The sequence below is a fragment of the Nonomuraea sp. NPDC049649 genome, from assembly GCF_040675175.1.
Classification (GTDB): domain Bacteria; phylum Actinomycetota; class Actinomycetes; order Streptosporangiales; family Streptosporangiaceae; genus Nonomuraea.
On record NZ_JBFAOH010000008.1, the window covers coordinates 17,275 to 42,141 of the forward strand.

Annotated in this window: 23 protein-coding genes and 1 tRNA gene; 9 read left to right on the plus strand and 15 right to left on the minus strand. The window is 70.6% G+C overall.

Going from position 1 to position 24,867, the window contains the following annotated elements; all coding sequences use genetic code 11:
• Positions 1 to 51 precede the first annotated feature (51 nt).
• From AB0J42_RS13100 to AB0J42_RS13110, 3 genes are read left to right on the plus strand one after another with little or no spacing between them, the layout of a single operon-like run.
• Positions 52 to 606: an MFS transporter gene (locus AB0J42_RS13100; RefSeq protein ID WP_364292656.1), complete on the plus strand. Its 555-nt coding sequence runs from the start codon at positions 52 to 54 to the stop codon at positions 604 to 606.
• 56 nt (positions 607 to 662) lie between these two features.
• On the plus strand, positions 663 to 1,190 hold the full coding sequence (locus AB0J42_RS13105; protein ID WP_364292659.1) for a copper chaperone PCu(A)C: 528 nt from the start codon (positions 663 to 665) through the stop codon (positions 1,188 to 1,190).
• The gene (locus tag AB0J42_RS13110; protein WP_364292662.1) at positions 1,190 to 2,344 is read left to right on the plus strand and encodes a Dyp-type peroxidase; all 1,155 of its coding nucleotides are present in this window, start codon (positions 1,190 to 1,192) and stop codon (positions 2,342 to 2,344) included. The genes AB0J42_RS13105 and AB0J42_RS13110 overlap by 1 nt, the downstream gene beginning before the upstream one ends.
• 47 nt (positions 2,345 to 2,391) lie before the next feature.
• Here AB0J42_RS13110 and AB0J42_RS13115 read toward each other — a convergent pair whose 3' ends face one another.
• From AB0J42_RS13115 to AB0J42_RS13130, 4 genes are read right to left on the minus strand one after another with little or no spacing between them, the layout of a single operon-like run.
• The gene (locus AB0J42_RS13115; protein ID WP_364292665.1) at positions 2,392 to 3,597 is read right to left on the minus strand and encodes an ABC transporter permease; all 1,206 of its coding nucleotides are present in this window, start codon (positions 3,595 to 3,597) and stop codon (positions 2,392 to 2,394) included.
• A complete protein-coding gene (locus AB0J42_RS13120; protein ID WP_364292668.1) occupies positions 3,597 to 4,268 on the minus strand; it encodes an ABC transporter ATP-binding protein in 672 nt (223 codons plus the stop codon). Before AB0J42_RS13120 ends, AB0J42_RS13115 begins: the two co-directional genes overlap by 1 nt.
• Entirely contained in the window at positions 4,265 to 5,308 is a 1,044-nt protein-coding gene (locus AB0J42_RS13125) for a peptidoglycan-binding protein (protein ID WP_364292671.1), read from the minus strand. Before AB0J42_RS13125 ends, AB0J42_RS13120 begins: the two co-directional genes overlap by 4 nt.
• The gene (locus AB0J42_RS13130) at positions 5,308 to 5,787 is read right to left on the minus strand and encodes a hypothetical protein (RefSeq protein WP_364292674.1); all 480 of its coding nucleotides are present in this window, start codon (positions 5,785 to 5,787) and stop codon (positions 5,308 to 5,310) included. Before AB0J42_RS13130 ends, AB0J42_RS13125 begins: the two co-directional genes overlap by 1 nt.
• Positions 5,788 to 5,918: 131 nt before the next feature.
• Between AB0J42_RS13130 and AB0J42_RS13135 the strand changes: the two genes are divergently transcribed.
• Positions 5,919 to 6,575, plus strand: a complete 657-nt coding sequence (locus tag AB0J42_RS13135; RefSeq protein ID WP_364292677.1) for a response regulator transcription factor — start codon at positions 5,919 to 5,921, stop codon at positions 6,573 to 6,575.
• Between the two features lie 369 nt (positions 6,576 to 6,944).
• Positions 6,945 to 7,535 carry an ATP-binding protein gene (locus AB0J42_RS13140; RefSeq protein WP_364292680.1) on the plus strand — a complete coding sequence of 197 codons (591 nt, stop codon included), beginning with the start codon at positions 6,945 to 6,947 and terminating at the stop codon, positions 7,533 to 7,535.
• A 45-nt stretch (positions 7,536 to 7,580) separates the two neighbouring features.
• On the opposite strand, the gene AB0J42_RS13145 is transcribed toward AB0J42_RS13140, so the two are convergent.
• Both AB0J42_RS13145 and AB0J42_RS13150 read right to left on the minus strand, forming a co-directional pair.
• Positions 7,581 to 8,261 carry a hypothetical protein gene (locus AB0J42_RS13145; protein WP_364292683.1) on the minus strand — a complete coding sequence of 227 codons (681 nt, stop codon included), beginning with the start codon at positions 8,259 to 8,261 and terminating at the stop codon, positions 7,581 to 7,583.
• A gap of 443 nt (positions 8,262 to 8,704) precedes the next feature.
• A complete protein-coding gene (locus tag AB0J42_RS13150; protein WP_364292686.1) occupies positions 8,705 to 9,028 on the minus strand; it encodes a hypothetical protein in 324 nt (107 codons plus the stop codon).
• Positions 9,029 to 9,364: 336 nt separating this feature from the next.
• Here AB0J42_RS13150 and AB0J42_RS13155 point away from each other — a divergent pair, with 336 nt between their 5' ends.
• A complete protein-coding gene (locus tag AB0J42_RS13155) occupies positions 9,365 to 10,363 on the plus strand; it encodes a methyltransferase (protein WP_364292689.1) in 999 nt (332 codons plus the stop codon).
• Here AB0J42_RS13155 and AB0J42_RS13160 read toward each other — a convergent pair.
• Positions 10,338 to 11,195: a fumarylacetoacetate hydrolase family protein gene (locus AB0J42_RS13160; protein ID WP_364292692.1), complete on the minus strand. Its 858-nt coding sequence runs from the start codon at positions 11,193 to 11,195 to the stop codon at positions 10,338 to 10,340. The two genes, AB0J42_RS13155 and AB0J42_RS13160, sit on opposite strands and share 26 nt — an antisense overlap.
• A gap of 227 nt (positions 11,196 to 11,422) precedes the next feature.
• Between AB0J42_RS13160 and AB0J42_RS13165 the strand changes: the two genes are divergently transcribed.
• Positions 11,423 to 12,979, plus strand: coding sequence for an RICIN domain-containing protein (locus AB0J42_RS13165; protein WP_364293338.1), 1,557 nt, complete (start codon positions 11,423 to 11,425; stop codon positions 12,977 to 12,979).
• A 235-nt stretch (positions 12,980 to 13,214) separates the two neighbouring features.
• On the opposite strand, the gene AB0J42_RS13170 is transcribed toward AB0J42_RS13165, so the two are convergent.
• The 5 genes from AB0J42_RS13170 to AB0J42_RS13190 all read right to left on the minus strand — a co-directional run bounded on the left by AB0J42_RS13170 (position 13,215) and on the right by AB0J42_RS13190 (position 18,403).
• The gene (locus tag AB0J42_RS13170; protein WP_364292695.1) at positions 13,215 to 13,973 is read right to left on the minus strand and encodes an ABC transporter ATP-binding protein; all 759 of its coding nucleotides are present in this window, start codon (positions 13,971 to 13,973) and stop codon (positions 13,215 to 13,217) included.
• Entirely contained in the window at positions 13,970 to 14,941 is a 972-nt protein-coding gene (locus AB0J42_RS13175) for an iron chelate uptake ABC transporter family permease subunit (protein ID WP_364292698.1), read from the minus strand. The genes AB0J42_RS13170 and AB0J42_RS13175 overlap by 4 nt, the downstream gene beginning before the upstream one ends.
• Positions 14,938 to 15,915 carry an iron chelate uptake ABC transporter family permease subunit gene (locus AB0J42_RS13180; protein WP_364292701.1) on the minus strand — a complete coding sequence of 326 codons (978 nt, stop codon included), beginning with the start codon at positions 15,913 to 15,915 and terminating at the stop codon, positions 14,938 to 14,940. Before AB0J42_RS13180 ends, AB0J42_RS13175 begins: the two co-directional genes overlap by 4 nt.
• Positions 15,912 to 16,856 (minus strand): siderophore ABC transporter substrate-binding protein, encoded by a 945-nt coding sequence (locus AB0J42_RS13185; RefSeq protein ID WP_364292704.1) that lies wholly within the window; start codon positions 16,854 to 16,856, stop codon positions 15,912 to 15,914. The genes AB0J42_RS13180 and AB0J42_RS13185 overlap by 4 nt, the downstream gene beginning before the upstream one ends.
• A 350-nt stretch (positions 16,857 to 17,206) precedes the next feature.
• The gene (locus AB0J42_RS13190) at positions 17,207 to 18,403 is read right to left on the minus strand and encodes a DUF418 domain-containing protein (RefSeq protein WP_364292707.1); all 1,197 of its coding nucleotides are present in this window, start codon (positions 18,401 to 18,403) and stop codon (positions 17,207 to 17,209) included.
• A gap of 107 nt (positions 18,404 to 18,510) precedes the next feature.
• Here AB0J42_RS13190 and AB0J42_RS13195 point away from each other — a divergent pair, with 107 nt between their 5' ends.
• Both AB0J42_RS13195 and AB0J42_RS13200 read left to right on the plus strand, forming a co-directional pair.
• Positions 18,511 to 19,233: a TetR/AcrR family transcriptional regulator gene (locus AB0J42_RS13195; protein WP_364292710.1), complete on the plus strand. Its 723-nt coding sequence runs from the start codon at positions 18,511 to 18,513 to the stop codon at positions 19,231 to 19,233.
• A 113-nt stretch (positions 19,234 to 19,346) separates the two neighbouring features.
• Complete coding sequence (locus AB0J42_RS13200) at positions 19,347 to 20,930, plus strand: hypothetical protein (protein WP_364292713.1); 1,584 nt, start codon at positions 19,347 to 19,349, stop codon at positions 20,928 to 20,930.
• A gap of 500 nt (positions 20,931 to 21,430) precedes the next feature.
• On the opposite strand, the gene AB0J42_RS13205 is transcribed toward AB0J42_RS13200, so the two are convergent.
• From AB0J42_RS13205 to gyrA, 3 genes are all read right to left on the minus strand, one after another.
• Positions 21,431 to 21,504 (minus strand) — tRNA-Ile (locus AB0J42_RS13205).
• A 128-nt stretch (positions 21,505 to 21,632) separates the two neighbouring features.
• A complete protein-coding gene (locus AB0J42_RS13210) occupies positions 21,633 to 22,331 on the minus strand; it encodes a DUF3566 domain-containing protein (protein WP_364292716.1) in 699 nt (232 codons plus the stop codon).
• Between the two features lie 3 nt (positions 22,332 to 22,334).
• Positions 22,335 to 24,836 carry a DNA gyrase subunit A gene (gene gyrA, locus AB0J42_RS13215; RefSeq protein ID WP_364292719.1) on the minus strand — a complete coding sequence of 834 codons (2,502 nt, stop codon included), beginning with the start codon at positions 24,834 to 24,836 and terminating at the stop codon, positions 22,335 to 22,337.
• Positions 24,837 to 24,867: the final 31 nt, after the last annotated feature.

Sequence of the window (24,867 nt, forward strand, 5' to 3'; positions counted from 1 at the left end):
GCGGCGGGCGATCCGGAGGGCGAGGGGGTCGCGTGCGATTATGGCTGCACCGTGTCGTCGAGCCTGCTGTTCCGCCTGGTCCGCACCACGGCGTTCGCCGTGGTGTGTCTCGGCCTGGGCATGGTGGCGCACGTCTTCGCGGGCGGCAGCGTGCCGGGTCCCGCGATGGTCGCCGGGTTCGGCCTGGCCGGGGCGTGCGCGTACCCGCTGGCCGGCCGCGAGCGGGGCCCGCGGACGATCCTGGCGCTGCTGAGCGGGCTGCAGGCCGCCCTGCACGCGATGTTCTCCGTCGCCGAGGCCGGCTCCCCCGTCGCCACCCTGGCGCACCCGGCGCACGCCTCCGCCGGGCTGGCGGCCGACCTGGGGATGCTCGTCACCCACGGCTGGGCGGTCGTGCTGACGACGCTCTGGCTCTCACGCGGCGAGGCCGCGCTGTGGGGGCTGCTGCGCAGGCTGGCCGTGCGGCTCGTCGCCGTGCTGCTGCCCCCGGCCCCGGCGACGCCCTTCCTGTCGCTGCCCTACGCCGAGCCGCCGGTGCTGCGCCCGGCGCTGCTCCGGTACGCCGTCATCGGGCGCGGGCCGCCCCCGGTCATCGGAGACCACTGACCCATATTCCGATGACCATCGCCCCGGCAGTCGCCGAGGGCGCAGGAAGGCATGCCATGAACATCCGTACGACCCTGCTCGCCACCGCCGCCGCCGTGCTCCTCGCGGGCTGCGGCGCCGCCACCCCGGCCGCCGAGCCCGCGCCCGCCGCGAGCGCGAGCGCGAGCGCCGAGGCCGCCCCCGCCCAGCCGCTGACCATCACCGACCCCTGGGTGAAGGCGGCGGAGGACGGGATGACCGCCGCGTTCGGCACCCTGGTCAACCACACCGACAGCCCGATCACCGTCGTCGGCGCCACCTCGCCGCTCTCGTCGAAGATCGAGCTGCACGAGGTGGTCGAGTCCGGCGACAAGACGGTCATGCAGCAGAAGCAGGGCGGGTTCGTCGTCCCGGCGCGCGGCAGCCACGAGCTCGCGCCCGGCGGCGACCACATCATGCTGATGGACGTCCAGGAGGAGGTGAAGCCGGGCGCGGAGATCCCGTTCACGCTGATCGTCGAGGGCGGTCCCGACCTGGAGTTCACCGCCGTCGGCAAGGACTTCGCCGGGGCCGAGGAGGACTACCACGCGGACATGGAGCACTGATGGCGGCGCCCAGGATCACCCGGCGGGGGCTGTTCGCGGCGGGCGCGGTCACGGCGGCGGCGGGCACCCTCGCCGCCACGACTCCCCCGGCCGCCGCGCAGACTCCCTCCGGAGCCGACGTCGTGCCGTTCCACGGCGTCCACCAGGCCGGGATCGCCACGGACCCGCAGGCGCACGCCGTGTTCGTCGCCTTCGACCTCAAGCGCGGCACCGGGAAGGAGCCGATCACCCGGCTCATGCGGCTCCTGACCGACGACGCGCGCCGGCTCACCCAGGGCCGGGGCGCGCTCGCCGACACCGAGCCCGAGCTGGCCGTCTCCCCCGCCCGGCTGACGGTCACGTTCGGGTTCGGGCCCGGCCTGTTCAAGGCGGCCGGGGTGGAGCCGCCGGTCCGGAAGCTGCCGGAGTTCGAGACGGACAAGCTGCAGGACCGCTGGTCCGGCGGTGACCTGCTGGTGCAGATCTGCGCCGACGACCCGCTGACCGTCGCGCACGCGCTGCGGATGGTGGTCAAGGACACCCGCGCGTTCGCCACGGTGCGCTGGACCCAGCGCGGCTTCCGGCGCAGCGCGCACGTCCAGTCCCCCGGCACCACCCAGCGCAACCTGATGGGCCAGCTCGACGGCACGGTCAACGCGACCGACCTGGACCGCGCGGTCTGGCTCCACCAGGGCCCGATGCGGGGCGGCACCACGCTCGTGCTGCGCCGGATCCGGATGGAGCTGGAGACGTGGGACAAGGTGGACAGGACCGGCCGGGAGTTCACGATCGGCCGCCGCCTCAGCGACGGCGCGCCGCTCACCGGCCAGAAGGAGCACGACGAGCCCGACTTCGGCAAGCTGAACCACCTCGGCTTCCCCGTCATCGACGAGTACGCCCACATCAGGCGGGCCCGGGTGGACGATCCCGGCCTGCGGATGCTGCGCCGCTCGTACAACTACGACGAGGGGCTGGCGAAGGACGGCACCTCCGACTCGGGGCTGCTGTTCGCCGCCTACCAGGCGGATGTGGACAGGCAGTTCGTCCCGGTGCAGCGGCGGCTCGCCGAGGGTGACCTGCTCAACGAGTGGGTCACCACGATCGGGTCGGCGGTCTTCGCGATCCCGCCCGGGTGCGGCCCGGACGGCTGGATCGGGGAGACGCTGCTCGCGTGACGGCTCGCCCGGCCGCCGGTGTGGCCCACCGGCGGCCGGGGCGGGGCTCAGGGCGCGGCCAGGGCCTCCGTCGGGGAGAGGCGGGCGGCCCGGATCGCCGGGTAGAGCCCGGCCACCGCGCCGATGAGCAGCGTCGCGGCCAGCCCGCCCGCCGTCGCCTCGGCCGGGATCACCGACGGCCATCCCTCGTACGTGGCGTAGCCGACTGTGACGGCGGCCCCGGCGCAGACGCCGCCCAGCCCGCCGATCGCCGACAGCAGCAGCGACTCGGCCAGGAACTGCAGGCGGATCTGGCCCCGGGTGGCGCCCAGCGAGCGGCGCAGGCCGATCTCGGCCCGGCGCTCCAGCACCGAGATGACCATCGTGTTGGCCACCCCGACCCCGCCGACGATCAGCGCCACCGCGCCGACGCCCAGCAGCAGGCCGGTGAACGCCTGGTCGGTGGCCTGTTTGGCGGCGAGCGCGTCCGACGGGCGGGAGACGTCCACCTCGTTGGGGGCCTCCGGGTTGCCGGTGCCCGCCAGCACGTCCCGTACGGCCTCCATGTGCTGTTCGTCCACCCGCGTGTAGAGGACGGTGGGGTGGCCGTCGAAGCCCAGCTCGGCCTCCGCGACCGGCCAGCCGACCAGCGCGGCGGTGTCCAGCTCGGCGGCGAGCGCCACCGGGTCCAGGATGCCGGCGACGGTGAAACGCTCACCGCCGATCAGCACCTGCGTGTCGGGGCCCGCCGTGCCGACGCCGAGCCGTTCGGCGGCCTTGGAGCCGAGCACCACGGCGGGGTAGGTGTGCGTGGCGGGGTTGAGCCAGGAGCCGGTGCGCAGAGTCGCGCCGACCGCGCCGGGCAGGTCGAGCCGGGCCGCGTAGGTGGAGATGCCGCCGGTCTGCGCCTTCGGGATGCGTTCCGACCGGTAGACCTTGGCGTCCGGGACGAGCCCGACGGACGACACCGACAGCACCGGGCCGATGCGTTCGATCATCGCCTCGGCCTCCACCGGCATCCGGGCCTGCTCGCCGGTGAGGGTGGTGCCGGACGAGACGGTCAGCAGGTTCGTGCCGAGCGCGGTGAGCTGCCGGTCCAGCTCGGCGCCGGACGAGGAGGAGATGCCGACGACGCCGATCATCGCCGCGATGCCGATGGCGATGCCGAGCGCCGACAGGAAGGCCCGCAGCGGGCGGGTGCGCAGGCCGACCGCGCCGGCTCTGAGCACGTCGCCCGGCCGCAGCCGGGGCGGGGTGAGGTCGCGGTGGTCCATCAGGCCGCTCCGGTGTCGTCGGCGACGATCCGGCCGTCGCGCATCCGCACCCGGCGGGGCAGACCGGCGGCGATCTCCCGGTCGTGCGTGATGATCAGCACCGTCGTACCGGAGGCGTGCAGGTCGCGCAGCAGGTCCATCACCCCCGCCCCGGACGCCGAGTCCAGCGCGCCGGTCGGCTCGTCGGCCAGCAGCAGCGGCGGGTCCCCGGCCACCGCCCTGGCGATGGCCACCCGCTGGCGCTCGCCGCCGGACAGCTCGTGCGGCTGGTGGTCCAGGCGGTGGCCGAGCCCCACCCGTTCCAGCGCGGCCCGGGCGCGGCGGCGGCGTTCGGCGGGCGGCAGGCCGCTGTAGAGCAGGCCGTCGGCCACGTTGTCCAGCGCCGGGACGTTCGCGGCCAGGTGGAACTGCTGGAACACGAAGCCGATCCTGGTCCCCCGCAGCGCCGACAGCCGGTCGTCGGAGAGCGCCGCGACGTCGTACCCGTCGATCCGGACCGTGCCCGAGGTGGGCCGGTCGAGCGTGCCGATGGTGTTGAGCATCGTCGACTTGCCCGACCCGGACGGCCCGGCGATGGCGACCAGCTCGCCGCGCCGGATCTCCAGCGAGACCTCGTCAAGCGCGGTGACGCCGCCCGGGTAGACCTTGCTCACCCGCGTCAGCTCGATCATTTCGCCATCCCGACCGTCATGCCCTCGGCGAGCCCGGGACCGGTGATCTCCACCCGTCCGCCGGAGAACAGGCCCACCTCGACCGGTACGTAGCGGGTGGTTCCGCCCTCGACGACCTCCACGCCGAACCCGCCCTCGCGGAGCGCCACCAGCGCGGCGACCGGGACGGTGAGCACGTTCTCGCGCTCCTCGGCGGTGAACGTCACGTCCACCGCCGCCTGGTCGAGGGCCGCGACCTTCTTGCCGCGGACCGAGACCAGCACCTCGACCTCGGTCCGCGCCTCCTCGTTCCCCTGCCCCTGGCTGATCACGGTGGCGACCTCGGTGATCTTGCCGGTGATGTCCTCGCCGCCGGGCAGCGTGACCGTCACCTTCGTGCCCTCCTCCGCCGGCCGCCGGTCCTCCGGCGTGAGCCGTACGGTGACGACCTTGGCGGTGCCCGTGTAGCCGAGCACCCGCCGGCCGGGGGCGGCGGGCTGCCCGGCCTCGGCGTCCACGGTGTCGACCCGTACCCGCCCGCTCGCGAACACCACCCGGCCCAGCTCGACCACGCCCGTCACCGGCAGGCCGAGGTCCTCCTGCCATCTCATGACCGCCTGGGCGGTGGCCCAGGTGTAGGTGTCGTCCACGGTGAAGCCGTCGTAGCCGAGCTTGCTCAGGTTGCGTTCCAGGCCGGCGACGTCGCGGCCCTCCGCGCCGACGGTCAGGTTCCGGTACGCGGGCGTGCCCCCGTACATGAGCACCACCGGATCGTTGTCGATCTTGTAGAGCGGTTCGCCGCGGGCGACCACGTCGCCGCTGCCGGGCAGCCAGGTGACGGTGCCGCCCAGCCGGTTCACGGCCGAGGTGGCCGGGCCGTAGCCCAGCTCGCCGTCGGCCTCCACCGTGTCCCGCAGCGTCTCCTTGCCGATCGTCACGGTCGCCGGGGGCAGCGCGGCGGCGGGCTTCCCGGCCGGGCTCCTGCCGAGCAGGCCGAAACCCGCGGCGGCCACCGCGCCCGCCAGCACCACGGCCGTGACCGTCCAGCGGCGCACGCCCATCAGTCGCCTCCCCTGGGCTGGTCCAGCTGGCACTTCTTCCGCGCCGCCGCGAAGTCGGGGTCGTCGCCCACGTCCTTGGTGATGCGCATCATCCCGCCGTCTGGGTCGGGGAAGTTCTCCACGCCGTTCTCGCGCATGCAGGCGGCGATGGCGCGCAGGTGCTCGTCGTCCCGGCCGCCCGCCCGCTCGCCTCCGGTCGGCTGCCACTCCTTGCACGCCTCGCGGGCCTTGGCCATCTTCTCCTCGCCGCCGGGCCGCATCGTCATCCGGATGCCCTGGCCGGGCTTGGGGTCGGGGACGTCGACGCCGTTCTCGCGCATGCACTGCGCCCACTTCAGGCCCTGCTCCTCGCGGCTGAGGCTCGGGGGCGCGCCGGCCGCGGGGTCGCCGCCCGCGGTGGCCACGCCGGGGTCGTCCGCGCCGCACCCGGCCAGCGCCAGCGCGAGCGCCCCGGCCAGGCCGAGCATCCGTACTCGCATCACGTCTCTCCTCGATCGGGGCCGGAACCGTTCCGGCCGTCCGGGAAGAGATGGAACCGAGGCGCCGGTTTCCCGGCGGTTTCCACCAGCGCTAACGGCGAGCAAACATCCCATCGGCCACCATTTCCGGCATGCGAGTGCTGGTGGTCGAGGACGAGCGGATTCTGGCCGACGCGATAGCCGAGTGGCTCCGGGACGAGGCGCACGCCGTGGACACCGCCGGGGACGGCGAGTCGGCGCTGGAGCGGATCGCGGTCAACGACTACGACGTGGTCATCCTGGACCGGGACCTGCCGCTCGTCCACGGCGACGACGTGTGCCGGGAACTGGTGGAGTCGGAGTCGACGGCGCGGGTGCTGATGCTGACGGCGGCGGGGGAGATCGGCGACCGGGTGACCGGGCTGTCGCTAGGTGCCGACGACTACCTGCCCAAGCCGTTCGCGTTCGCCGAGCTGTCGGCCCGGGTGCAGGCGCTCGGCCGGCGCGCCCGGCCCGCCCTGCCGCCGGTGCTGCGCCGCGCCGGGATCACGCTCGACCCGGCCCGGCGGGAGGTGTACCGGAACGGGCGGTACGTGCCGCTGTCGAACAAGGAGTTCGCCGTGCTGGCCGAGCTGCTGCGCGCCGAGGGCGCCGTGGTCTCGTCCGAGCGGCTGCTGGAGAAGGCGTGGGACGAGAACGCCGACCCGTTCACCGGCGTGGTCCGGCTGACCGTGCTCAAGCTGCGGCGCAAGCTCGGCGACCCGCCGGTGGTGCTGACCGTGCCCGGCGCGGGCTACCGCATCCCATGAGGCTGTCGCTGCGCCTGCGCCTCACGGTCGTGTACGGGGCGCTGTTCATGCTGGCCGGCGTGGTGCTCGTCGGCGTCACGTACCTGCTGTTCGACCGGGAGCTGGTACGGATGTTCGAGGAGAAGTACGGCGCCCCGGGCGGGAACCGGCACCGCTTCCTCTCCATCGTCAGGGACGGCGTGCTGCTCAGCCCGGAGGAGTCGCGGCGGCTGCTGGCCGAGCAGGAGGGGGCGCTGCGCACCGCCGCCACCACGTCCCTGCTGGCCCAGGGCGTGATCGCGGTGCTGCTGGTCGCCTGCCTGGCGACCGCGCTGGGCTGGGTGCTGGCCGGGCGCATGCTGGCCCCGCTGCACAAGGTGACCGCTGGCCATGCACCGCCGCTCCGCGTCCGCCGACGTGAGACAGCTCGGCGAGAGCCTGCTGGAGATCAACGCCCGGCACGAGCGGCTCATCTCCGGGCTGCTGCTGCTCGCCCGGGCCGAGCACGAGGTGACCGACCGCTCGCCGGTGGACCTCGCCGACATCGTGGCGCACGTGGTCGCCCAGACCGCCCCGGAGGCCGCGCAGGAGAAGGTCCAGGTGTACGAGGAAGCCCGCCCGGCGCCCACGACCGGGGACGCGCTGCTCCTGGAGCGGCTGGTGACGAACCTGGTCGAGAACGGCATCCGGCACAACCTGCACGACGGCACCGGCTGGGTCCGCGTCACCAGCGGCACCGCCCCCGGCGGCAAGGTCACGGTGACGGTCACCAACACCGGCCCGGCAGTCCCCCCGTACGACGTGCAGGAACTCTTCAAACCCTTCCGCCGCCTCAACGGCGAACGCACCGTCACCGGCCGGAGCGCGGGCCTGGGCCTGTCCATCGTCCGCTCCGTGGCCCGCGCCCACGGCGGCGACGTGACAGCCCACCCCCGCGAGGGCGGCGGCCTCGTGATGACCGCCGTACTCCCCCGCCACTGACCTCAGGGCGTCTCCCCCGCCTCGTCCACGATCCCCGACGTCCTATTATCTTCTTTCTTCTCGTCGAAGCTCGCGATAAACGGTGTCACGCGTAAGGCCGGTCAAGGACGCCAGTTTCCTAATGTTCCTGAAGCCCGAATCATAGAGTGCGAGCGCGATCTTCCGCCGCCGGGAATGCGGGGCATCGAAAATTCGTGCTTCAGTGGCTTTCAGTTCCAGTCGGCTGACGGTGCGTACGCGGGATACAGCGGCCGGCAAGCGCGGCTCGGCTGGAGGGGCGTCAAAGAGCAACGCAAAGATGTGACCGATCCAGCTAGTTACATGCGACCCGCCTGGCGCGAACGGGAATCTTGGCGCGAACGCCCTTCTCATCTCCGCCATGTACGTGGACATAGCATCTTCTGGAGAAGTATAGATCCAGACTTCTTCGTGATCTAGATCCAGATAAGTACACTGCACATCCCAGATAAATGCGGTCGAGGAAGCCGCCGGAGTCAATCCTCTCCCAATACGAGAGCCTGCCTCGTCACTACTAGTGACGGCATATTTCCTGATCTCCAGAACTCGAGAAGAAGACGCCAAGGACAACTCGTTGACCTGGACTGACACCGCACCCTGCACGATCTTCTTCGCTTCTTCAAGGTCACTGGTGTTCGACCCCGCATGAACACGCATGCGCAGCAGACATAAGAGATCGTCAGGCTCCAGGAGGGCCATGGATTTCATGGGTCACAGCATATGCGTTTGACCCGATACCGCATCCACACCTCGACGTCATCGGCTACGAAGGTCTCACGTTTTCCCCCGACGGAGGAGGATTCCCACACCCAGAGGTAACTCCCTCAACCCGCGTGTCAGACCATCGACATTGCCGGAGTTGTGCAACTACTGCTTTCCTTTGATGCGTCAAACGTCTGACCCGCTACGGACCTTGCTGAACAACAACGTGTCCGGGTCGCATTCCCTCATGATCGAGGGCAGGTGACCAGGGCGGACGGCCTCCCGATGGCGCGGGAGGCCGTCATCTTTCCCACTACGTCGAACCCATCAGAGGTGCAACGTGTCAATGAGTCTAATCCAAGTAGTGCTGGTCATCGCCGCTGCTGTATACGTTGGTGTCGTTCTACCCGCCGTGTGGTCGAAAAGCCAGGAGCGCCGAACTGCGGCAATCAGGGTTCTGGACCGACTGCTCCGAGTCCTGAAGAGAAGATTCTAGATCGGCGAGGACACCTGACAGCGGCGGCGGTAGGTCCGTTGAGCGAAGCCAGCGCACAAGGGTGGCGGCGGGCGCGCTGCCGGAACGCCGCCGTGAACGTCTCGGCCACGATGTCCTCGGCCGCCTCGGCGCCGAGCCTGCGCACGACGTACCGCTTGAGCACGGGAGCGTGCCGGGTGAACAGGACGGCGAACCGCTCGGGATCGTCCCTCGACCTGGCGATGACCTCGGCGTCGTCCAGGGTCTCGGGATCCGACGGCGGGCTCAGTCGTCGCATCTGCTGCCTCTCCGGTTGCGGCGGTGACGCAGGTCTTTGCCGCGACGGCGATGCGAAGTTCCCACTGTTTCCCGAGACGGCGCGGTGGGTCCGTTGAGCGAGGCCCCCCGCGCCCAACGGACCGCTACCGCGCCCCGGCCATCCGCCGGTGGATGGCCGCCCCGCGTGAGGGTGCGGGTACGGGACACGATGGCGGTCGCGGGCAGCCGTTCACCAGGCCACATCCTGTCCAGTTTCTGCTCATTCGTACGACACGAGCGCGGGACGGCGCGTTCACCTGAGGGATAATGACGGCGCGGTGACCCCCTCCGGACGCGACGACCCGAGGAGGGTTCCATGGACCCGGCCCAGCTGTTGCTCAGCTACATCAGCGGTGCCTGGGTGGCGCCGGCGGTCTGTGCCGCCGCGCGGCTCGGGGTGGCCGACGAGCTGGCCGGTGGCGCGCGTGACGCCGACGCGCTGGCCCGGGCGGTGGGCGCGCATCCCGGGGCGTTCTACCGGCTGCTGCGGGCGCTGGCCGATCTGGGTGTGCTCCGGGAGCTGGACGGGCGCGTCTTCGAGCTGACCGAGGTGGGGGAGCGGCTGCGCCGGGATCATCCGGAGTCGCAGCGCGGGTTCGCGGTGATGCTGGGTTCGGCGTGGCACCGGCAGGCCTGGTCGGGGCTGGTCGAGAGCGTGCGGACCGGCGAGTCGGCGTTCGAGCGGGTCTTCGGCCCGGCCTTCGAGCACTTCCGCGACCATCCCGGGCACGGCGAGGTGCTGAACGACGCGATGACGTCGGTGTCCACCGCGTTCGTCTGGCCCGCGGTGCGCGGCCACGACTTCACTCCGTACCGGACCGTCGTCGACGTGGGCGGCGGCCACGGCGCGATGCTGGCCGCCATCCTGTCGGCGCACCCGGAGGGGCGCGGGGTGCTGTTCGACCTGCCGCACGTCATCGAGGGGGCGGGCGGGCCGCTCGCGGCGGCGGGGGTGGCGGACCGGTGCGAGCTGGTGGGCGGCGACTTCTTCACGGCGGTGCCGCCGGGAGGGGACGCCTACCTGCTGTCGAACATCGTCCACGACTGGGGTGACGACGACGCCGTGCGCATCCTGGCCAACTGCCGGCGGGCGATGCGCGACGGCGGCCGGGTGCTGCTGTGCGAGGCCGTCATCCCGGACCCGCCGCGCGAGCCGACCGCCGCCACGCTGATCGACCTGGAGATGCTGGTGATCGCCAGGGGTGCCCGTCAGCGGACGGCGGGGGAGTACGCGGAGCTGTTCGAGCGGGCCGGCCTGCGGCTGGCCCGCGTCTCCGGCGGCGGGGTCTTCAACGTGGTGGAGGCTGCGAGCTGATCTCCTTGGCGGGCCGCACCTCGTTGGCGAGGGTGCCCACGCCGTCGATGGCGATCTCCACCCGGTCGCCCGGACGCAGCGTGAAGTCCGAGCCGGGGACCAGGCAGGTGCCGGTCGACAGCACCGCGCCGCGCGGGTAGCGCTCGGCCGTGAACAGGCAGGCGGCCAGCTCGTCGATGCGGCGGTGCAGCTGGCCCGTGCTCGCCGTCTCCGTCCAGGCGGTCTCGCCGTCGCGGGTGATGGTGACGGTCATCGTCAGGTCGTAGGGGTCGGGCACTTCCCAGGCGGGGCGGATGCCGGGGCCGAGCGCGGTGGCTCCCGCGTACATCTTGGCCTGCGGCAGGTAGAGGGGGTTGTCGCCCTCGATGGAGCGGCTGCTGACGTCGTCGCAGACGGTGTAGCCGGCGACCTCGCCGCTCGCGGTGAGAATGACGGCCAGCTCGGGTTCGGGCACGTCCCAGGTGGAGTCCTCGCGGATGCCGATGGTCTCGTCGTGGCCGCGGACCCGCCAGCCGATCGACTTGAAGAACAGCTCGGGCCGCTCGGCGTCGTAGACCCGCTGGTAGATGTCGGGTTCGGTGCTCTCTTCGACCCGGGCCTCGCGGGAGCGGCGGTAGGTGACGCCGGCCGCCCACACCTCGGTGTCGGGGTCGACGGGGGCGGCGGGGGTGACCGCGGCGACGGATCCTCCGGCGCGGGCGAGCTGGTCGCGGAAGTGGCCGAGGTCGGCGGAGAGCGCGTCACCGAGGGAGAAGCCGGCGGGCAGCGCCCGGTCACCGTCCTCGGTGCGGACCACCCACTGGGGCGATTGAGCGGACCTTATGAGGTGCATGCGGGCCCTTCTGGTGGATTGTCGGGGGTGACCAGCCTAAGACATCCGATGAAAGTTTCACCAGGTTTCGGCTGGCAGTCGCTCTGCCCGGTTCGGCGCGCTTGACGGGGCGGCCTGTCCTCGCTGATCTAGTGCTGAAGGAAAGCGCTTTCCTTGATCGGGATGGGAGCAGAGACGTGAAATCCGTTGCCCGAGCCTGGCGGTGCCTGCTCACCGTCCTGGCCGCCCTGGCCACGGCGCTGACCGGCGTCGTCGCCCTCCAGTTACCCGCCCAGGCGGCCAGCGTCGACACCAACGCCTGGTACGTGCTGGTCAACCGGCACAGCGGCAAAGCCCTCGACGTCTACAACTTGGCCACCAACGACGGCGCCCCGATGGTGCAGTGGGCCCGCACCGACGGCAACCAGCAGCAGTGGCAGTTCGTCAGCTCCGGCGACGGCTACTACCGGCTCAAATCCCGCCACAGCGGCAAGGTCCTCGACGTGTACGAGTGGAACGCCGAAGGCGGCGCCCAGATCGTCCAATGGACCGACACCAACGGCTGGAACCAGCAGTTCCGCCTCGCCGACTCCGACGGCGGCCACGTCCGCCTGATCAACCGGCACAGCGGCAAAGCCCTCGAAGTCTGGGAGTGGTCCACCGCCGACGGCGCCCGCATCTCCCAATGGGACGACCTCAACGGCGCCAACCAGCAGTGGCAGCTCGTCAAGATGGGCAGCGGCGGCGGCACCGGCGACTGCGGCAGCGGCTCCTACCACGCCGAGGCCGTCCTCAACGGCGGCACCTGGACGGCCAGGAACGGCGGCACCACCCTCTACACCGGCAGCAGCATGATCGAGGCCATGCGCCGCGCCGTCGGCAGCCTCACCTCCGGCCGCACCTCCAAGCAGAAGGTGGTCGTCCGCGGCTCCGGCAACATGAACGCCAACCAGTCGCTCGACCTGCCCAGCTACACCATCCTGGAAGTGTGCGGCACGATCAACGTCACCGGCACGATCAGCGCCAACAACGCCGCCGTGCGCGCCCAGAACGTCACTGACGTCGAGATCACCCGGCTCAACGTGACCGGCAACCCGTACTTCGGCGTCTTCGTCCGGAACGGCACCAACATCACCCTCGGCCGGCTCGACCTGCGGCTCGGCTCGGCCGGCCTCGGCGTGCGCATCGACAACCACGCCAACCGGAACGTCCGCACCAGGAACGTCCGCATCGACAGCGTGTACGCCTCCGGCGGCGGCAGCCACGGCGTCGAGACGTACGGCGTCGACGGCATCACCATCGGCACCGTCACCGCCCGCAACACCGGCGAGTCCGGCCTCCTCCTCAACGACACGATCAACGCCGACATCGGCACCGTGGACGCCGAGGGCGCCGGCACCGGCACCGGCTACGCCGCCTTCCGGATGGCCAACCGCAACGGCCGGATCGGCAGCTCGTACCCCGTCAACGTGCGCGTCGGCACCGTCAAGGCGCGCGGCGGCGGCCGGGGCGTCTTCTGCGTGTCGGAGAGCGGCGGCGCGGTGATCGACCGGGTGGACATCGCGCAGACCGGCAGCAACTCCATCCTCATCGAGAACTGCTACAACGTCACGATCGCCGCCCAGAGCGGCACCGTGAACGGCTCCGACATCCGCATCGCGGCCCGCAGCGAGTTCCCCGTCACCAGGGACATCACGCTGCAGAACCTCACGCTGACGAACTCGGCGATCAACGAGAACCCGTGCGGCACCAACATCGTCATCCGCAACATCAACCTGGTGAACTCCCGCATCAACCGCTGCTGACTGCGGTTCTCCGCAGCGAAACCGTGCGGCCCGCCCCATCCTCCGGGGCGGGCCGCCGCTCCTAGCGTGAAGACCCAGCTCGACGGGCTGGTGAAGGAGATCCCCTACCGGGGCAAGATGGTGGACGCCACCCGGATGAACCCGTCCCTGGAGTACGGCGCCGGTGAGCTGGTCTCGACCACGAAGGACCTGGCCACCCGACCGCCCTCGCCAAGGCGCTGGGGACGGTGTTCTGTCAGGAGAAGTAGACGCCGATGCGGCTGCCGCCGATGTCGTGCACGTCGATGTCGAGGTCGTAGACCTGGTGGAGGAGTTCGGGCGTCATCATGTCCGCCGTGCTCCCCTGCGCGATCACCGCGCCGTCCTTCATCGCCACGATCGTGTCGGAGTGGCAGGAGGCGAAGTTGATGTCGTGCACGACCAGGACCACGGTCTTGCCGAAGTCGTCGGCCATCCGGCGCAGGCGGCGCATCATGTGCACCGCGTGGCGCATGTCGAGGTTGTTGAGCGGCTCGTCCAGCAGCACGTAGTCGGTGTCCTGGCAGAGCACCATGGCGACGTGGGCGCGCTGCCGCTGCCCGCCGGAGAGCTGGTCGAGCTGCCGGTCGGCGAGGTCGCCCAGTTCGAAGTAGTCGATGGCCTCGTCGACGAGCCGGTGGTCGCGGGCGGTGAGCCGCCCGCCGGAGTGCGGGAAGCGCCCGAAGGCGACGAGTTCTCGTACGGTGAGCCGGACCGACAGGTGGTTGTCCTGGCGGAGCACGGCCAGCCGGCGGGCCAGGCGCTCGCCGGGGGTGGTGGCCACGTCCATGCCGTCCACGGTGACGGTGCCTTCGTCGGCGGGGATGAGCCGGCTGACGATCGACAGCAGCGTCGACTTGCCCGCCCCGTTGGCGCCGATGACGGAGGTGACGCCGCCGGGCGGGATGGTCAGCGACACCCGGTCGACGACGGTCGTGCCGCCGTAGCGTTTGGTGATGTCCTTGATCTCGATCACCGTCGGGACTCCCGGATGAGCAGGGCGATGAAGTAGGCACCGCCCACGAAGTTGATGATGACGCTGAGCGCGGTGTTCATGCCGAACACCCGTTCCAGCACGAGTTGCCCGCCGACCAGCACGATCACGGAGACGAACGCCGCGGCGGGCAGCAGGGTCAGGTGGCGGAAGGTGCCGGTGAGCTGCCTGGCCAGGTTCGCGACCAGCACCCCGAGGAAGGTGAGCGGGCCGACCAGCGCGGTGGACACCGACACCAGCACCGCGACCACGACCAGCGCCTGGTTGACGACCGAGGCGTGGTGCACGCCCAGGTTGATCGCGTGCTCGCGGCTGAGCGCGACCACGTCGAGCCGGTACGCGAGCCGTACGGTCCAGACCGCCATCGCGGCGACCAGCACGGCCGACAGCCCGAGCAGGGCGGGATCCACCTGGTTGAAGCTGGCGAACAGGCTGTCCTGCAGCACCACGAAGTCGTTCGGGTTGATCAGCCGGGCGGCCAGCGAGGAGAGGCTGCCGAACAGCGTGCCGCAGACGACCCCGGCCAGCACCAGCACGAACAGGTCGCGCCCGTCGCGGCCGAACAGCCACCGGTAGAGCAGCCCGGCGAAGACCACCATCACCGCGACCTGCCCGGCGAACAGCAGCCGGGGGTCGGCCGAGCTGAGCGCCAGCGCCCCGAACAGGAACACGATCATCGTCTGGATCAGCACGAAGAGCTGGTCGAAGCCCATGATGCCGGGCGTCAGGATCCGGTTGCCCGTCACGGTCTGGAACAGCACGCTGGAGCAGGCGACGGCCACGCCCACCACGACCATCGTGGCCAGCTTGCGCGACCGGATGATCAGCGCGTACTCCCAGTTCCCGGCGAGCCCGATCAGGCAGAACCCGGCGGCCGCGACGACCGCGAGCAGGGCGAGCAGCGCGAGCCTGCGGCGGGCGGGGGCGGCAGCGACGCGGGTGGCCGTCATCGCGCCCTCACCTGCCTGCCTCCGCCCAGCAGCAGGGCCAGGAACGCGGCGGCGCCGACCACGCCCAGCACGGTCGAGACGGGGATCTCGTACGGGAACCGCACCAGTCTTCCGGCGATGTCGCAGAGCAGCACGAACAGCGCCCCGGCCAGCGCGGTCGCGGGCAGCGCGTACCGCAGGTGGTCACCGAGCACCATCGTGACCAGGTTGGGCACGATGAGCCCGACGAACGGCACCTCCCCGACCGTCACCACCACGACCGCGGTGATGACGGCGGTCAGCACCAGCCCGGTGTTGACCACCCGGTCGTAGCGGACGCCGAGGTTGACGGCGAAGCTCCGGCCCAGCCCCGCGACCGTGAACCGGTCCGCGTACAGATAGCCGAGCACGGTCACCGCGCCCGCGATCCACAGCAGCTCGTAGCGCCCGCGCAGCACGCCGGAGAAGTCGCCCGAGGTCCACGCGCCGAGGCTCTGCAGCAGGTCGGCCCGGTAGGCGACGAACGTGGTGGCGGCGCCGACGACGCTGCCGAACATGATCCCGGCCAGCGGTACGAGGATCATGTCGCGGAAGGTGAGCCGGCGCAGCACCGCCAGGAAGAAGAAGGTGCCGACCAGCGCGCAGGCCACCGCGAAGGACATCTTGACGATCAGCGCCTCGCCGCCCGCCAGCAGCGTGGCCACGAGGACGCCCAGGGTGGCCGACTCGGTGGTGCCCGCGGTGGACGGGGTGACGAACCGGTTGCCGGTGATGTGCATCATGACCAGCCCGGCCACGCTCATCGCGGTCCCGGCCAGCAGGATGGCGAGCAGCCTCGGCAGCCGGGACTCGACGAGCATCCGTACCTCGTCCGGCCGCCCGTCGAGCAGGCCCGCGAGGGAGAGGTCACTGACGCCCACGAACAGCGACCAGGCGGCCAGGACGGCGAGCAGCGCCGTCCCGGCCGCGAGGTGCCAGGCGCGCAGCCGCGTCACGACAGGCTGTCTCCGATGACCTCGACCATGCTGTCGACGGAGCTGAGCGCGGTCGGGGCCAGGTACCAGGTGAACGGGTCGAGGTAGACGATCTTGTCGTTCTGGGCGGCCTTGGTGCCCTTGACGAGCGCGTTGTCGAGCACCTGCTTGGCGGCCTGGCCGCTCTCGCCGACGGCCGCGTCGCGGTCGACCACGTACAGCAGGTCGGGGTCGGTCTTGGCGATGAACTCGGCCGAGACCGCCTCGCCGTGCGTCTCCGCCTTCAGGCCGTCGGCGGCGGGCCGCACGCCCAGCTCGTCGTGTACGAAGCCGAACCGGCCGCCGGGACCGTGTGCGGTGATCTTGCCGCCGGTGGTGAGCACGACCAGCCCTCTGCGGTCGCCCGCCTTGGCCTTGACCTCGGCCACGGCGCTGTCGATGGCGTCGAGGCGCTGCTTGACCTCGGCCTCCTTGCCGAAGATCGTGCCGAGGGCGGTGGTGCGCTCGCGGAAGCTGTCCAGGAACTTGGTGTTGTCCACGGTCAGGTCGACGGTGGGGGCGATCTTCGCCAGCTCGGCGTAGGCGGGCGAGGAGCGCCCGGCCACGACGATGAGGTCCGGGTCCAGCGCGTTGACCTTCTCGAAGTCCGGCTCGAACAGCGAGCCGACCTTGGTGTAGTCGTCCCCGGCGTACTTGGCCAGCTTGTCCGGCAGGTTCTCGATCGCCGGCACCCCGGCCACCTCGACGCCGAGCTCGTCCAGGGTGGCGAGGACGCCGAGGTCGAAGACGACGACCTTCTCCGGCGTGGCGGGCAGGGTGGTGCTGCCCTGGGCGTGGGTCACGGTCACGCCGCCGGTGGCGGCGGCCACGTCGGTCCCGCCTTCGCTGCCGCAGGCCGCGAGCGCGATCAGGGCGGGGGCGAGAAGCGCCCCGAGCAGGCGGGCACGGAAGGGACGGCGCATCGGTTCTCCAATCGCTCAACTTAGGCAAGGCTAACCTAATGCACCCCCCAAACCAGACAGAAGGAGGGTCCCGCGATGACTCCGCCCACCCCGGACAGCCACCCAACCCCACCGTCGACGACCTGCTCCCCCGGATCGGCACGCTTCTCGTCGGCAACCGCTCCTTCCGCGGCGACGACCCGTACAAAGGAACCGAGCACGAGGGCGAGGCGTTCGGCGGCGGGTGGAGCGGGCCCCAGTTCGTCCTCACCCACCAGCCGCCGGCCGCCCCCGTGCCGGACGTCACCTTCGTCACCGACCTGCGCACCGCACGCGACGAACATCTGGATGCGCGTCCTGTGGAGCCGCGGCTACGGGCGAGGACCGTAGGTCAGCCGGCGCAGCACGGTCTCGGCCGGGCCGGCCTGCTCTCGCCGGTCGAGGAGGACGGCGATCAGGACGGTCACCAGCCAGACCGCGACCGCGACGACCAGCCCCGTCACCGCAGGACTGCCGGAGCGGCGGCCGAGGTCGAGCGTGAAGGGCGCCAGGAGGACGAGCCAGGCCACCGACTGGAACAGGTACCCGGACAGGGACCGGCGGCCCAGCGCCGACAGGGCTCCGGCGACGGGACCGGGCCGCGTGACCCGCATCGCGATCAGGCCGAAGACGGCCACGTAACCCGGGCCGGCGAACATCCCGCTGGCGCCGTGGAGGGTCAGCATCGAACCGGCGGTCGCCGCGTCCACGTGCAGCCATCCGGCGCCGACCAGGGCGGCGGGCAGCCCTCCGACGACGGCGATGCCGAGCCCGAGCACGGCGGTCCACGTCAGCAGGGTCCGGTGCCGGGCGGGCTCTTCGAGGACGCGCCTGCGGGCGGCCCACATGCCCAGCCAGGCGATGAGGATCGAGGGCACCACAGTGAGGGTGTGCGGCGGCCATTCGACCAGGCGGGCCTGCATCGACTCCAGGTATCCGGGCGCGGCGAGAGACTCGACGTGGATCACCGGCAGCGGGGCCGGCCCGCCCGGCGCTCCGATACCGCGAACCACCATGACGCCCATGACCAGGGTCTGCGCCGCCGCCACCGCCCAGATCACCAGCGCGATCCGGTGGAACCTGTCGCCCCGGCGCAGCAGCGCCAGGGTCATCACGATCCCGATGATCCCGTACGCGCCGAGGAAGTCGCCGTAGTTCAGCAGGGCGGCGTGCGCGAACCCGAAGGCGACGAGCCAGAGGTTGCGGCGCACCAGCACCGAGCGGACCCGCCGCGGCGGGGCGCCGGAGGCGTCCTGGCGGCGGGCGAGCTGGACGATGCCGTAGCCGAACATCACGGCGAAGACCGGGTAGCCGCGGGCGTGGACGAGCTCGAAGAGCAGGAAGCCGAGGCCGCGCTCGACGCCTTCGGGCGCGGGGTCGAGGCCGGGCTGACTGGCGAAGACGACCCCGGCGGCGTTGGCCACCGCGATGATCAGCAGCATCGAGCCCCTGGCCAGGTCCGGCGCGAGGGCGCGTTCGGCGCGCCGGACCGGCCCTCTCGGTGTCCGCGGCGCGGCGTCGACGCTCATGTTCATCCCTCTCGCCGAGACTTAGTTTCAGAGAGAAAGTATCACAGATAAATTAATAGACTCTGGCATGATGGGAGCCGACTCTCCGGGGGGCGAACGAGGGAGCGATGACCAGCGAAGTTCCGGCGGCGCTGCGCCGGCTGTGGCGGCTGCCCGAGTCCTCGCGGCTGGGGCGGCCCGCGACCCTCGACGTCGACGTGATCATTGCCGCCGCCGTGAAGATCGCCGACCGTGACGGGCTCGGCGGCGTCACCATCCCCAAGGTCGCCAAGAGTCTCGGTTTCACCGGGATGTCGCTCTACCGGCACGTCGGATCCAAGGACGAGCTGCTCACGCTCATGGCCGACGCCGCCATGGGCACCCCGCCCGACCTCGACACCGGCGACTGGCGACAAGGACTCCGCGCCTGGGCGCTCGCCCAGCGCGAGGTATTCCGTCGCCGGCCCTGGCTGACCCGCGTGCCCACCTCCGGCCCGCCCTCCGGCCCGCACGGGATCGCCTGGCTGGAGGCCGGGCTCGCGATCCTGTCCCGCACCCGCCTCGACTGGGCTCACAAGGTCGGCATCCTGTCCCTGCTCAACGGCTACGTCGTCCACTCCGTACGGCAGCACAGCGAGCTCGCCGAGGGCAGAGCGGAAGGTCAGGGGCAGGCCGAGGCCGAGCGCGACTACGGACGCGCGCTGGCCCGGCTGGTCGACCCCGGGCGCTTCCCCGAGACGGCCCGGCTGTTCGCCTCGGCGGCCTTCGAGAACGCCCCGCCGGACACCGCCGATCTGGACTTCTCACTCGGGCTCGAACTGATCCTCGACGGCGTCGCCGCCCGCATCTGAATTCGCTCTTGCCTGAATCGACCGAATTGAATATGAACGGAGGAATACTGGTCGCGAGATAGTCCTCTTGTCGACGAATGCTGCGGGGGGCGCGACACGAGTCCGGAGGCTTGGTGCCGTCCATTTCCGTGTACGAGCTGCTTGACGAGGCACAACGCCGTCCCCCACTGCTGGCCAGAGAGCGTGCGCTGCCGATCCTGGTGTTCACCGGCGACGCGAAGTCTGCCGAGGAGGCCGTGGAGACGGCGAAGCGTTTCCGGCGAAGGGCCCCGTACGCAGAGATAAACACCCACGAAGCGGACATTTCGACAATCGTCGGGAAACTCGTCGGAAATAACGGCTCCCTGACGCCGTGGGTCAAGGGCACGCTGCTGCCGCCTCCCCGTTTTCCGCTGACCCGGTTCGTCCTCTGGGCCTGGAACGAGCGGGCGACCGCGGCGAACGAGCCGAAAGACCCTGTCGGTGTACGGACGACTCTGCGGCGCTCGCTGTCCGAGCGGCGGAAGAAGGACGCCTTCACCGGCCCGGCCTTACGCGTCATGGCCGACTACCTCAGCAGGACCATGACCACCTGGCTGCCCGCCACCGGGCTGGCCACGTTCGGGCTCCAGAAGCTCGTGGACGGCGTCAGCCTGGTGCTCTGGCTGGCCAGCCCGATCGTGGCCGTCGTCGGCGCCCTGCTCCACGCCCTGCTGCTGATCCGCGGCTGGCTCTTCTACCGCTGGTTCCGCAAGGCCCCCTACGTCCGGCGCAGGAGAGGCGAGGACCTCATCGCGTACGCCATCAGCGTCGGCCGCGCCGATCAGGACGAGGTCGAACGGCTGATGGTGACCGCCCTGCTGGAGGACCTCCGCCAGGCCTACCAGCGCCGCCTCATCCCCTGGCCCGGCTGGGGCCGCAACGCCTACCCCCTGATAGCGCTCCAGGACGCCGAGCCGGGCACCACCGGCCGCCGGTTCATGGAACTCGTGGAAGAGGTGCGGGCCCGCGACGGGCAGCGCGGCCCGCTGCTGCTGGTCGCCTCCACCTCGCAGCCGCCGGCAGGCCACCGCTTCCAGCCGCCCGGCCGCGACTACCCGTTCAGGGACGACGCCTCGCTCGGGGCGGCCATCCGGGACGGCTGCGAATCGGGCGCGAAAGTCGTCTACTACACGGGCAGAGCCGACTTCCTGAGCAGCCTCGTACGGGCCTGGGGCGCCTCCTGCGAGCAGCGCGGCGTCAAACTGCTCGCCTCGGACGACATCACCGGCGCCATCGCGAAGAACGTACGGTCGAACCCGGCCGGCCACGACATGAGCATGTCCTTCGTGTCGCTGACCGACGTCCGCGACCCGGCGCTCGAAAACCAGAGCCAGCGCACCCTGCGGCAGTGGGCGGAGAAGTCCGGCGCCACCGTCTCCTTCGCGCACGCCGCGTTCGGCTACGACGCCGCCCAGGCCGTCGGCATCGCCTTCGACACGTACCGCACCCAGAGCGACGCCGACGACATCCCCAGCGGCGTCCACTACAACCTGCGCGGCCAGGCGTTCGACGGCGCGACCGGCACCGTGTCCTTCTCCGCCGACGCCACCGACCACGACGCCCAGAACCGCGAGGTGTGGCTCATGACCGTCGAATCCCGCCGCCCCATCCAGGCGAACTACGTCTGCCGCCCCACCCTGAAGGAAGCCCACTGCGACCCCCCGACCATCCCTTGAGAGCGACCGCCTCCCGAGCCCGCGGATCATTCGCCACCCCCCGACCGGTGCAGGGCGACAATTTCCTCCATGATCTCCGTCCCCCCGCTGTGGATGAACTCCTGCACCGGGCCCGCGGTCATGACCCACGCCTGCGAGCTCGCGTACGCGTCCCGCAGATGAGACCGGACAGCGGCGCGGCCCCCCGTCCCGCGTCTGCCCTCACCGAATCTCGGTGGGGGTAGACGCATCACGCAGGAAGCCAGCGCAGGGTAGCCTCGCGTCTACGCAGGCCAGAACCCTAGAACAATACTCTGGAAGCTTGTCTGCCTTGTAGTAGAGGGCGTGACGATCCACCGGATAGAACATCCACGAGAGACTTGGCATGGTGAGACGGAGTGACGCAGGTCTGAGGCTCTGCAACAAGTGATCCGGAACGATAGTCACGCAGATAGACACGCAGACAGCAGAAGGCCGCTCTCCGAAGATCGGATAGCGGCCTCTTGACTGGTCAGACTGTGTGGGGCTACCTGGACTTGAACCAGGGACCTCTTCCTTATCAGGGAAGCGCTCTAACCGTCTGAGCTATAGCCCCGCGACACTCGAACCGTACCGCATCCGCCGCGCGGAGGCGAACCGGCCGGTCCGGGCAGAAGAAAGCTTACCGCCTCCCGCACGCTGCTCGCGCCGTCCGGGAGACGGCGCGAGCCCGCGCGGAAAGGTTTACTCGGCCTCGCTGAAGGTCACCTCCACGCCGCCCACAAGGTCGCTGGAGACGTTGTAGATGACGGCGCCGAGGGTGGCGAGGGCGGTGATGAGAACGACGTTCACAGCGCCGATGAGAGCCGTGTAGCCCAGGATGCGCATCGGCTCGAACCAGGAGGCGATGTCGATCTGGAGCGCCCCCTCGCCCTGCTCGCCCTGGCTCAGCTGGTTGACCAGGCCCACGATCGAGTCGAAGACGCCCAGGGCCGACAGCACTCCGTACAGGACGGCGACCGCGACGAAGAGCACCACGAAGCAGACCAGGGACACCACGAAGCTGAACTTCATGGCCGACCACGGCTCGATGCGGCGCAGCACCAGGTGGGCCTTGCGGGGGAGGCGCGCGCCTCCGCCCGACGACTTCTTCTTGCCGCTCAGCTCGACGGCCGGCGGGGGAGCCTCGGTCGCGAGCGACCGGCTGAGGCGTGTGGTGTCGTTGTCGTGCTCCGGCGGGCCGGGGGCCCGTGCGGGAGCCGTGGGCGCCGGGCCCGCGGTCTGGGGCCGGGGCTGCTGTCCGTCCGGCTGTCGTGCCGGTTGGGTCGGGTTGCCCTCCTCCTCGCGGGCCTTGTAGCCCTCCCTGTCAGGAGTCTTGTCCGGCTTTTTCTGGCCGTTGTCCCGGGCCGCCTGGGTCCTGGCGGCGCCACCCTGGGCGCTCATCTATTACTCTCCTCCCCCGTCTTCTTCACTCTCCACCGAAGTCTCCATCGACTCGGCGTTCCGGGCGAGGGCCACCACGCTGTCGCCTTCGGCGAGATTCATCAATCGGACTCCCATGGTCTGGCGGCCGGACTGCTTGATCTCGCCGGCACTCGTCCTGATCACCCCGCCTGCGGATGTGATCGCGAAGACCTCGTCCTCCGGGTTGACCATGACGGCTCCGATTAGCTTGCCACGAGAGCTCACGATTTTTGCAGTGAGCACGCCCTTTCCGCCACGTCCTTGCACCGGGTAGTGCTCGACGGGTGTGCGTTTCGCGTACCCAGCCTCCGTGGCGATAAGCACGTCTTGACCGTCCGAGATCCTGTTCATGGCCAGGAGTTCGTCGCCTTCGAGGAAACGCATGCCGATGACGCCGCTGGTGGCGCGCCCCATCGGCCGCAGCGCCTCGTCGGAGGCGGTGAACCGGATCGACTGCGCGTTGCGGGAGACGAGCAGCAGATCGTCGTCCTCGGAGATCAGGCGGGCGCCGATGACCTCGTCGTCCTCGCGCAGGTTGATGGCGATGAGGCCGCCGGACCTGGGGGAGTCGTACTCCGACAGCCGCGTCTTCTTCACCAGGCCGCTGCGGGTGGCGAGCACGAGGTAGGGGGCGGCGTCGTAGTCACGCAGGTAGAGGACCTCCATGACCGTCTCGTCGGGCTGCATGGCCAGCAGGTTGGCCAGGTGCATGCCGCGGGCGTCGCGCCCCGCGTCGGGCAGTTCGTACGCCTTGACCCGGTAGACCCTGCCCTTGTTGGTGAAGAACAGCAGCCAGTGGTGGGTCGTGGTGACGAAGAAGTGGTCGACGATGTCGTCCTGGCGCAGCTGCGCGCCGCGCACGCCCTTGCCGCCGCGCTTCTGCGCGCGGTAGAGGTCGGTCTTGGTGCGCTTGGCGTAGCCGCCCCGGGTGATGGTGACGACGATGTCCTCTTCGGCGATGAGGTCCTCGATGGACATGTCGCCGTCGTGCGCGATGATCTCGGTGCGGCGGTCGTCGCCGTAGCGCGCGACGAGCTCGCCCAGCTCCTCGCCGACGATCTCCCGCTGGCGGGCCTCGCTGGCGAGGATCGCGTTGTACTCGGCGATCTGCGCCATCAGGTGATCGTACTCGTCCTGGATCGCCTGGCGCTCCAGGGCGGCGAGCTTGCGGAGCTGCATGTCGAGGATGGCCTGCGCCTGGACCTCGTCGATCTCCAGCAGCCCCATCAGGCCCTGCTGGGCGTGGGAGGCGGACTCCGACGCCCGGATGAGCGCGATGACCTCGTCGAGCCGGTCGAGCGCCTTCAGCAGCGCGCGCAGGATGTGCGCGCGCTCCTCCGCCTTGCGCAGCAGGTAGCGCGTACGGCGGACGATGACCTCGATCTGGTGGGCCACGTAGTGGCGGATGAACTGGTCGAGCCGGAGCGTGCGCGGCACGCCGTCGACCAGGGCCAGCATGTTGGCGCCGAAGGTGTCCTGCAGCTGGGTGTGCTTGTAGAGGTTGTTGAGCACGACCTTGGCGACCGCGTCGCGCTTGAGCACGATCACGAGCCGCTGCCCGACTCGGGAGGAGCTCTCGTCGCGGACGTCGGCGATGCCGGTCAGCTTGCCCTCGCGGACCAGCTCGGCGATCTTGAGGGCGAGGTTGTCGGGGTTGACCTGGTAGGGCAGCTCGGTGACGACGAGCGCCTGCCGGCCCTTGTTGTCCTCCTCGACCTCGACCACGGCCCGCATGGTGATCGAGCCGCGGCCCGTGCGGTAGGCGTCCTCGATGCCGCGGCGGCCGACGATCAGCGCCGCGGTGGGGAAGTCGGGCCCCTTGACGAGCTTCATCGAGGCTTCGAGCAGCTCTTCGTCGGTGGCCTCGGGGTTGTCGAGGCACCACTTGACGGCGGCGGCGACCTCGCGCAGGTTGTGCGGCGGGATGTTGGTGGCCATGCCGACCGCGATGCCGCCGGAGCCGTTGACCAGCAGCTGCGGGAACCGCGCCGGCAGGACGTCCGGCTCCTGCGACTTGCCGTCGTAGTTGGGCCGGAAGTCGACGGTCTCCTTGTCGATGTCGCGCAGCATCTCCATGGCGATGGGCGCGAGCTTGCACTCGGTGTAGCGCATCGCCGCCGCCGGGTCGTTGCCCGGGGAGCCGAAGTTGCCCTGCCCGTCGACCAGCGGGTAGCGCAGCGACCAGTGCTGGGCGAGCCGGACGAGCGCGTCGTAGATCGAGGTGTCGCCGTGCGGGTGGTAGGTGCCCATCACGTCGCCGACGACGCGGGCGCACTTGAAGTAGCCGCGGTCGGGACGGTAGCCGCCGTCGTACATGGCGTACAGCACCCGGCGGTGCACCGGTTTGAGCCCGTCGCGCACGTCCGGCAGCGCTCTGGACACGATGACGGACATCGCGTAGTCCATGTAGCTGCGCTGCATCTCGGACTGGATGTCCACCGGTTCGATGCGATCAGCCGGGGGAGTGGTGTTCACTTCCGTCACAGGTTGTGGTCCTTTTTCGTGATGCGACTAG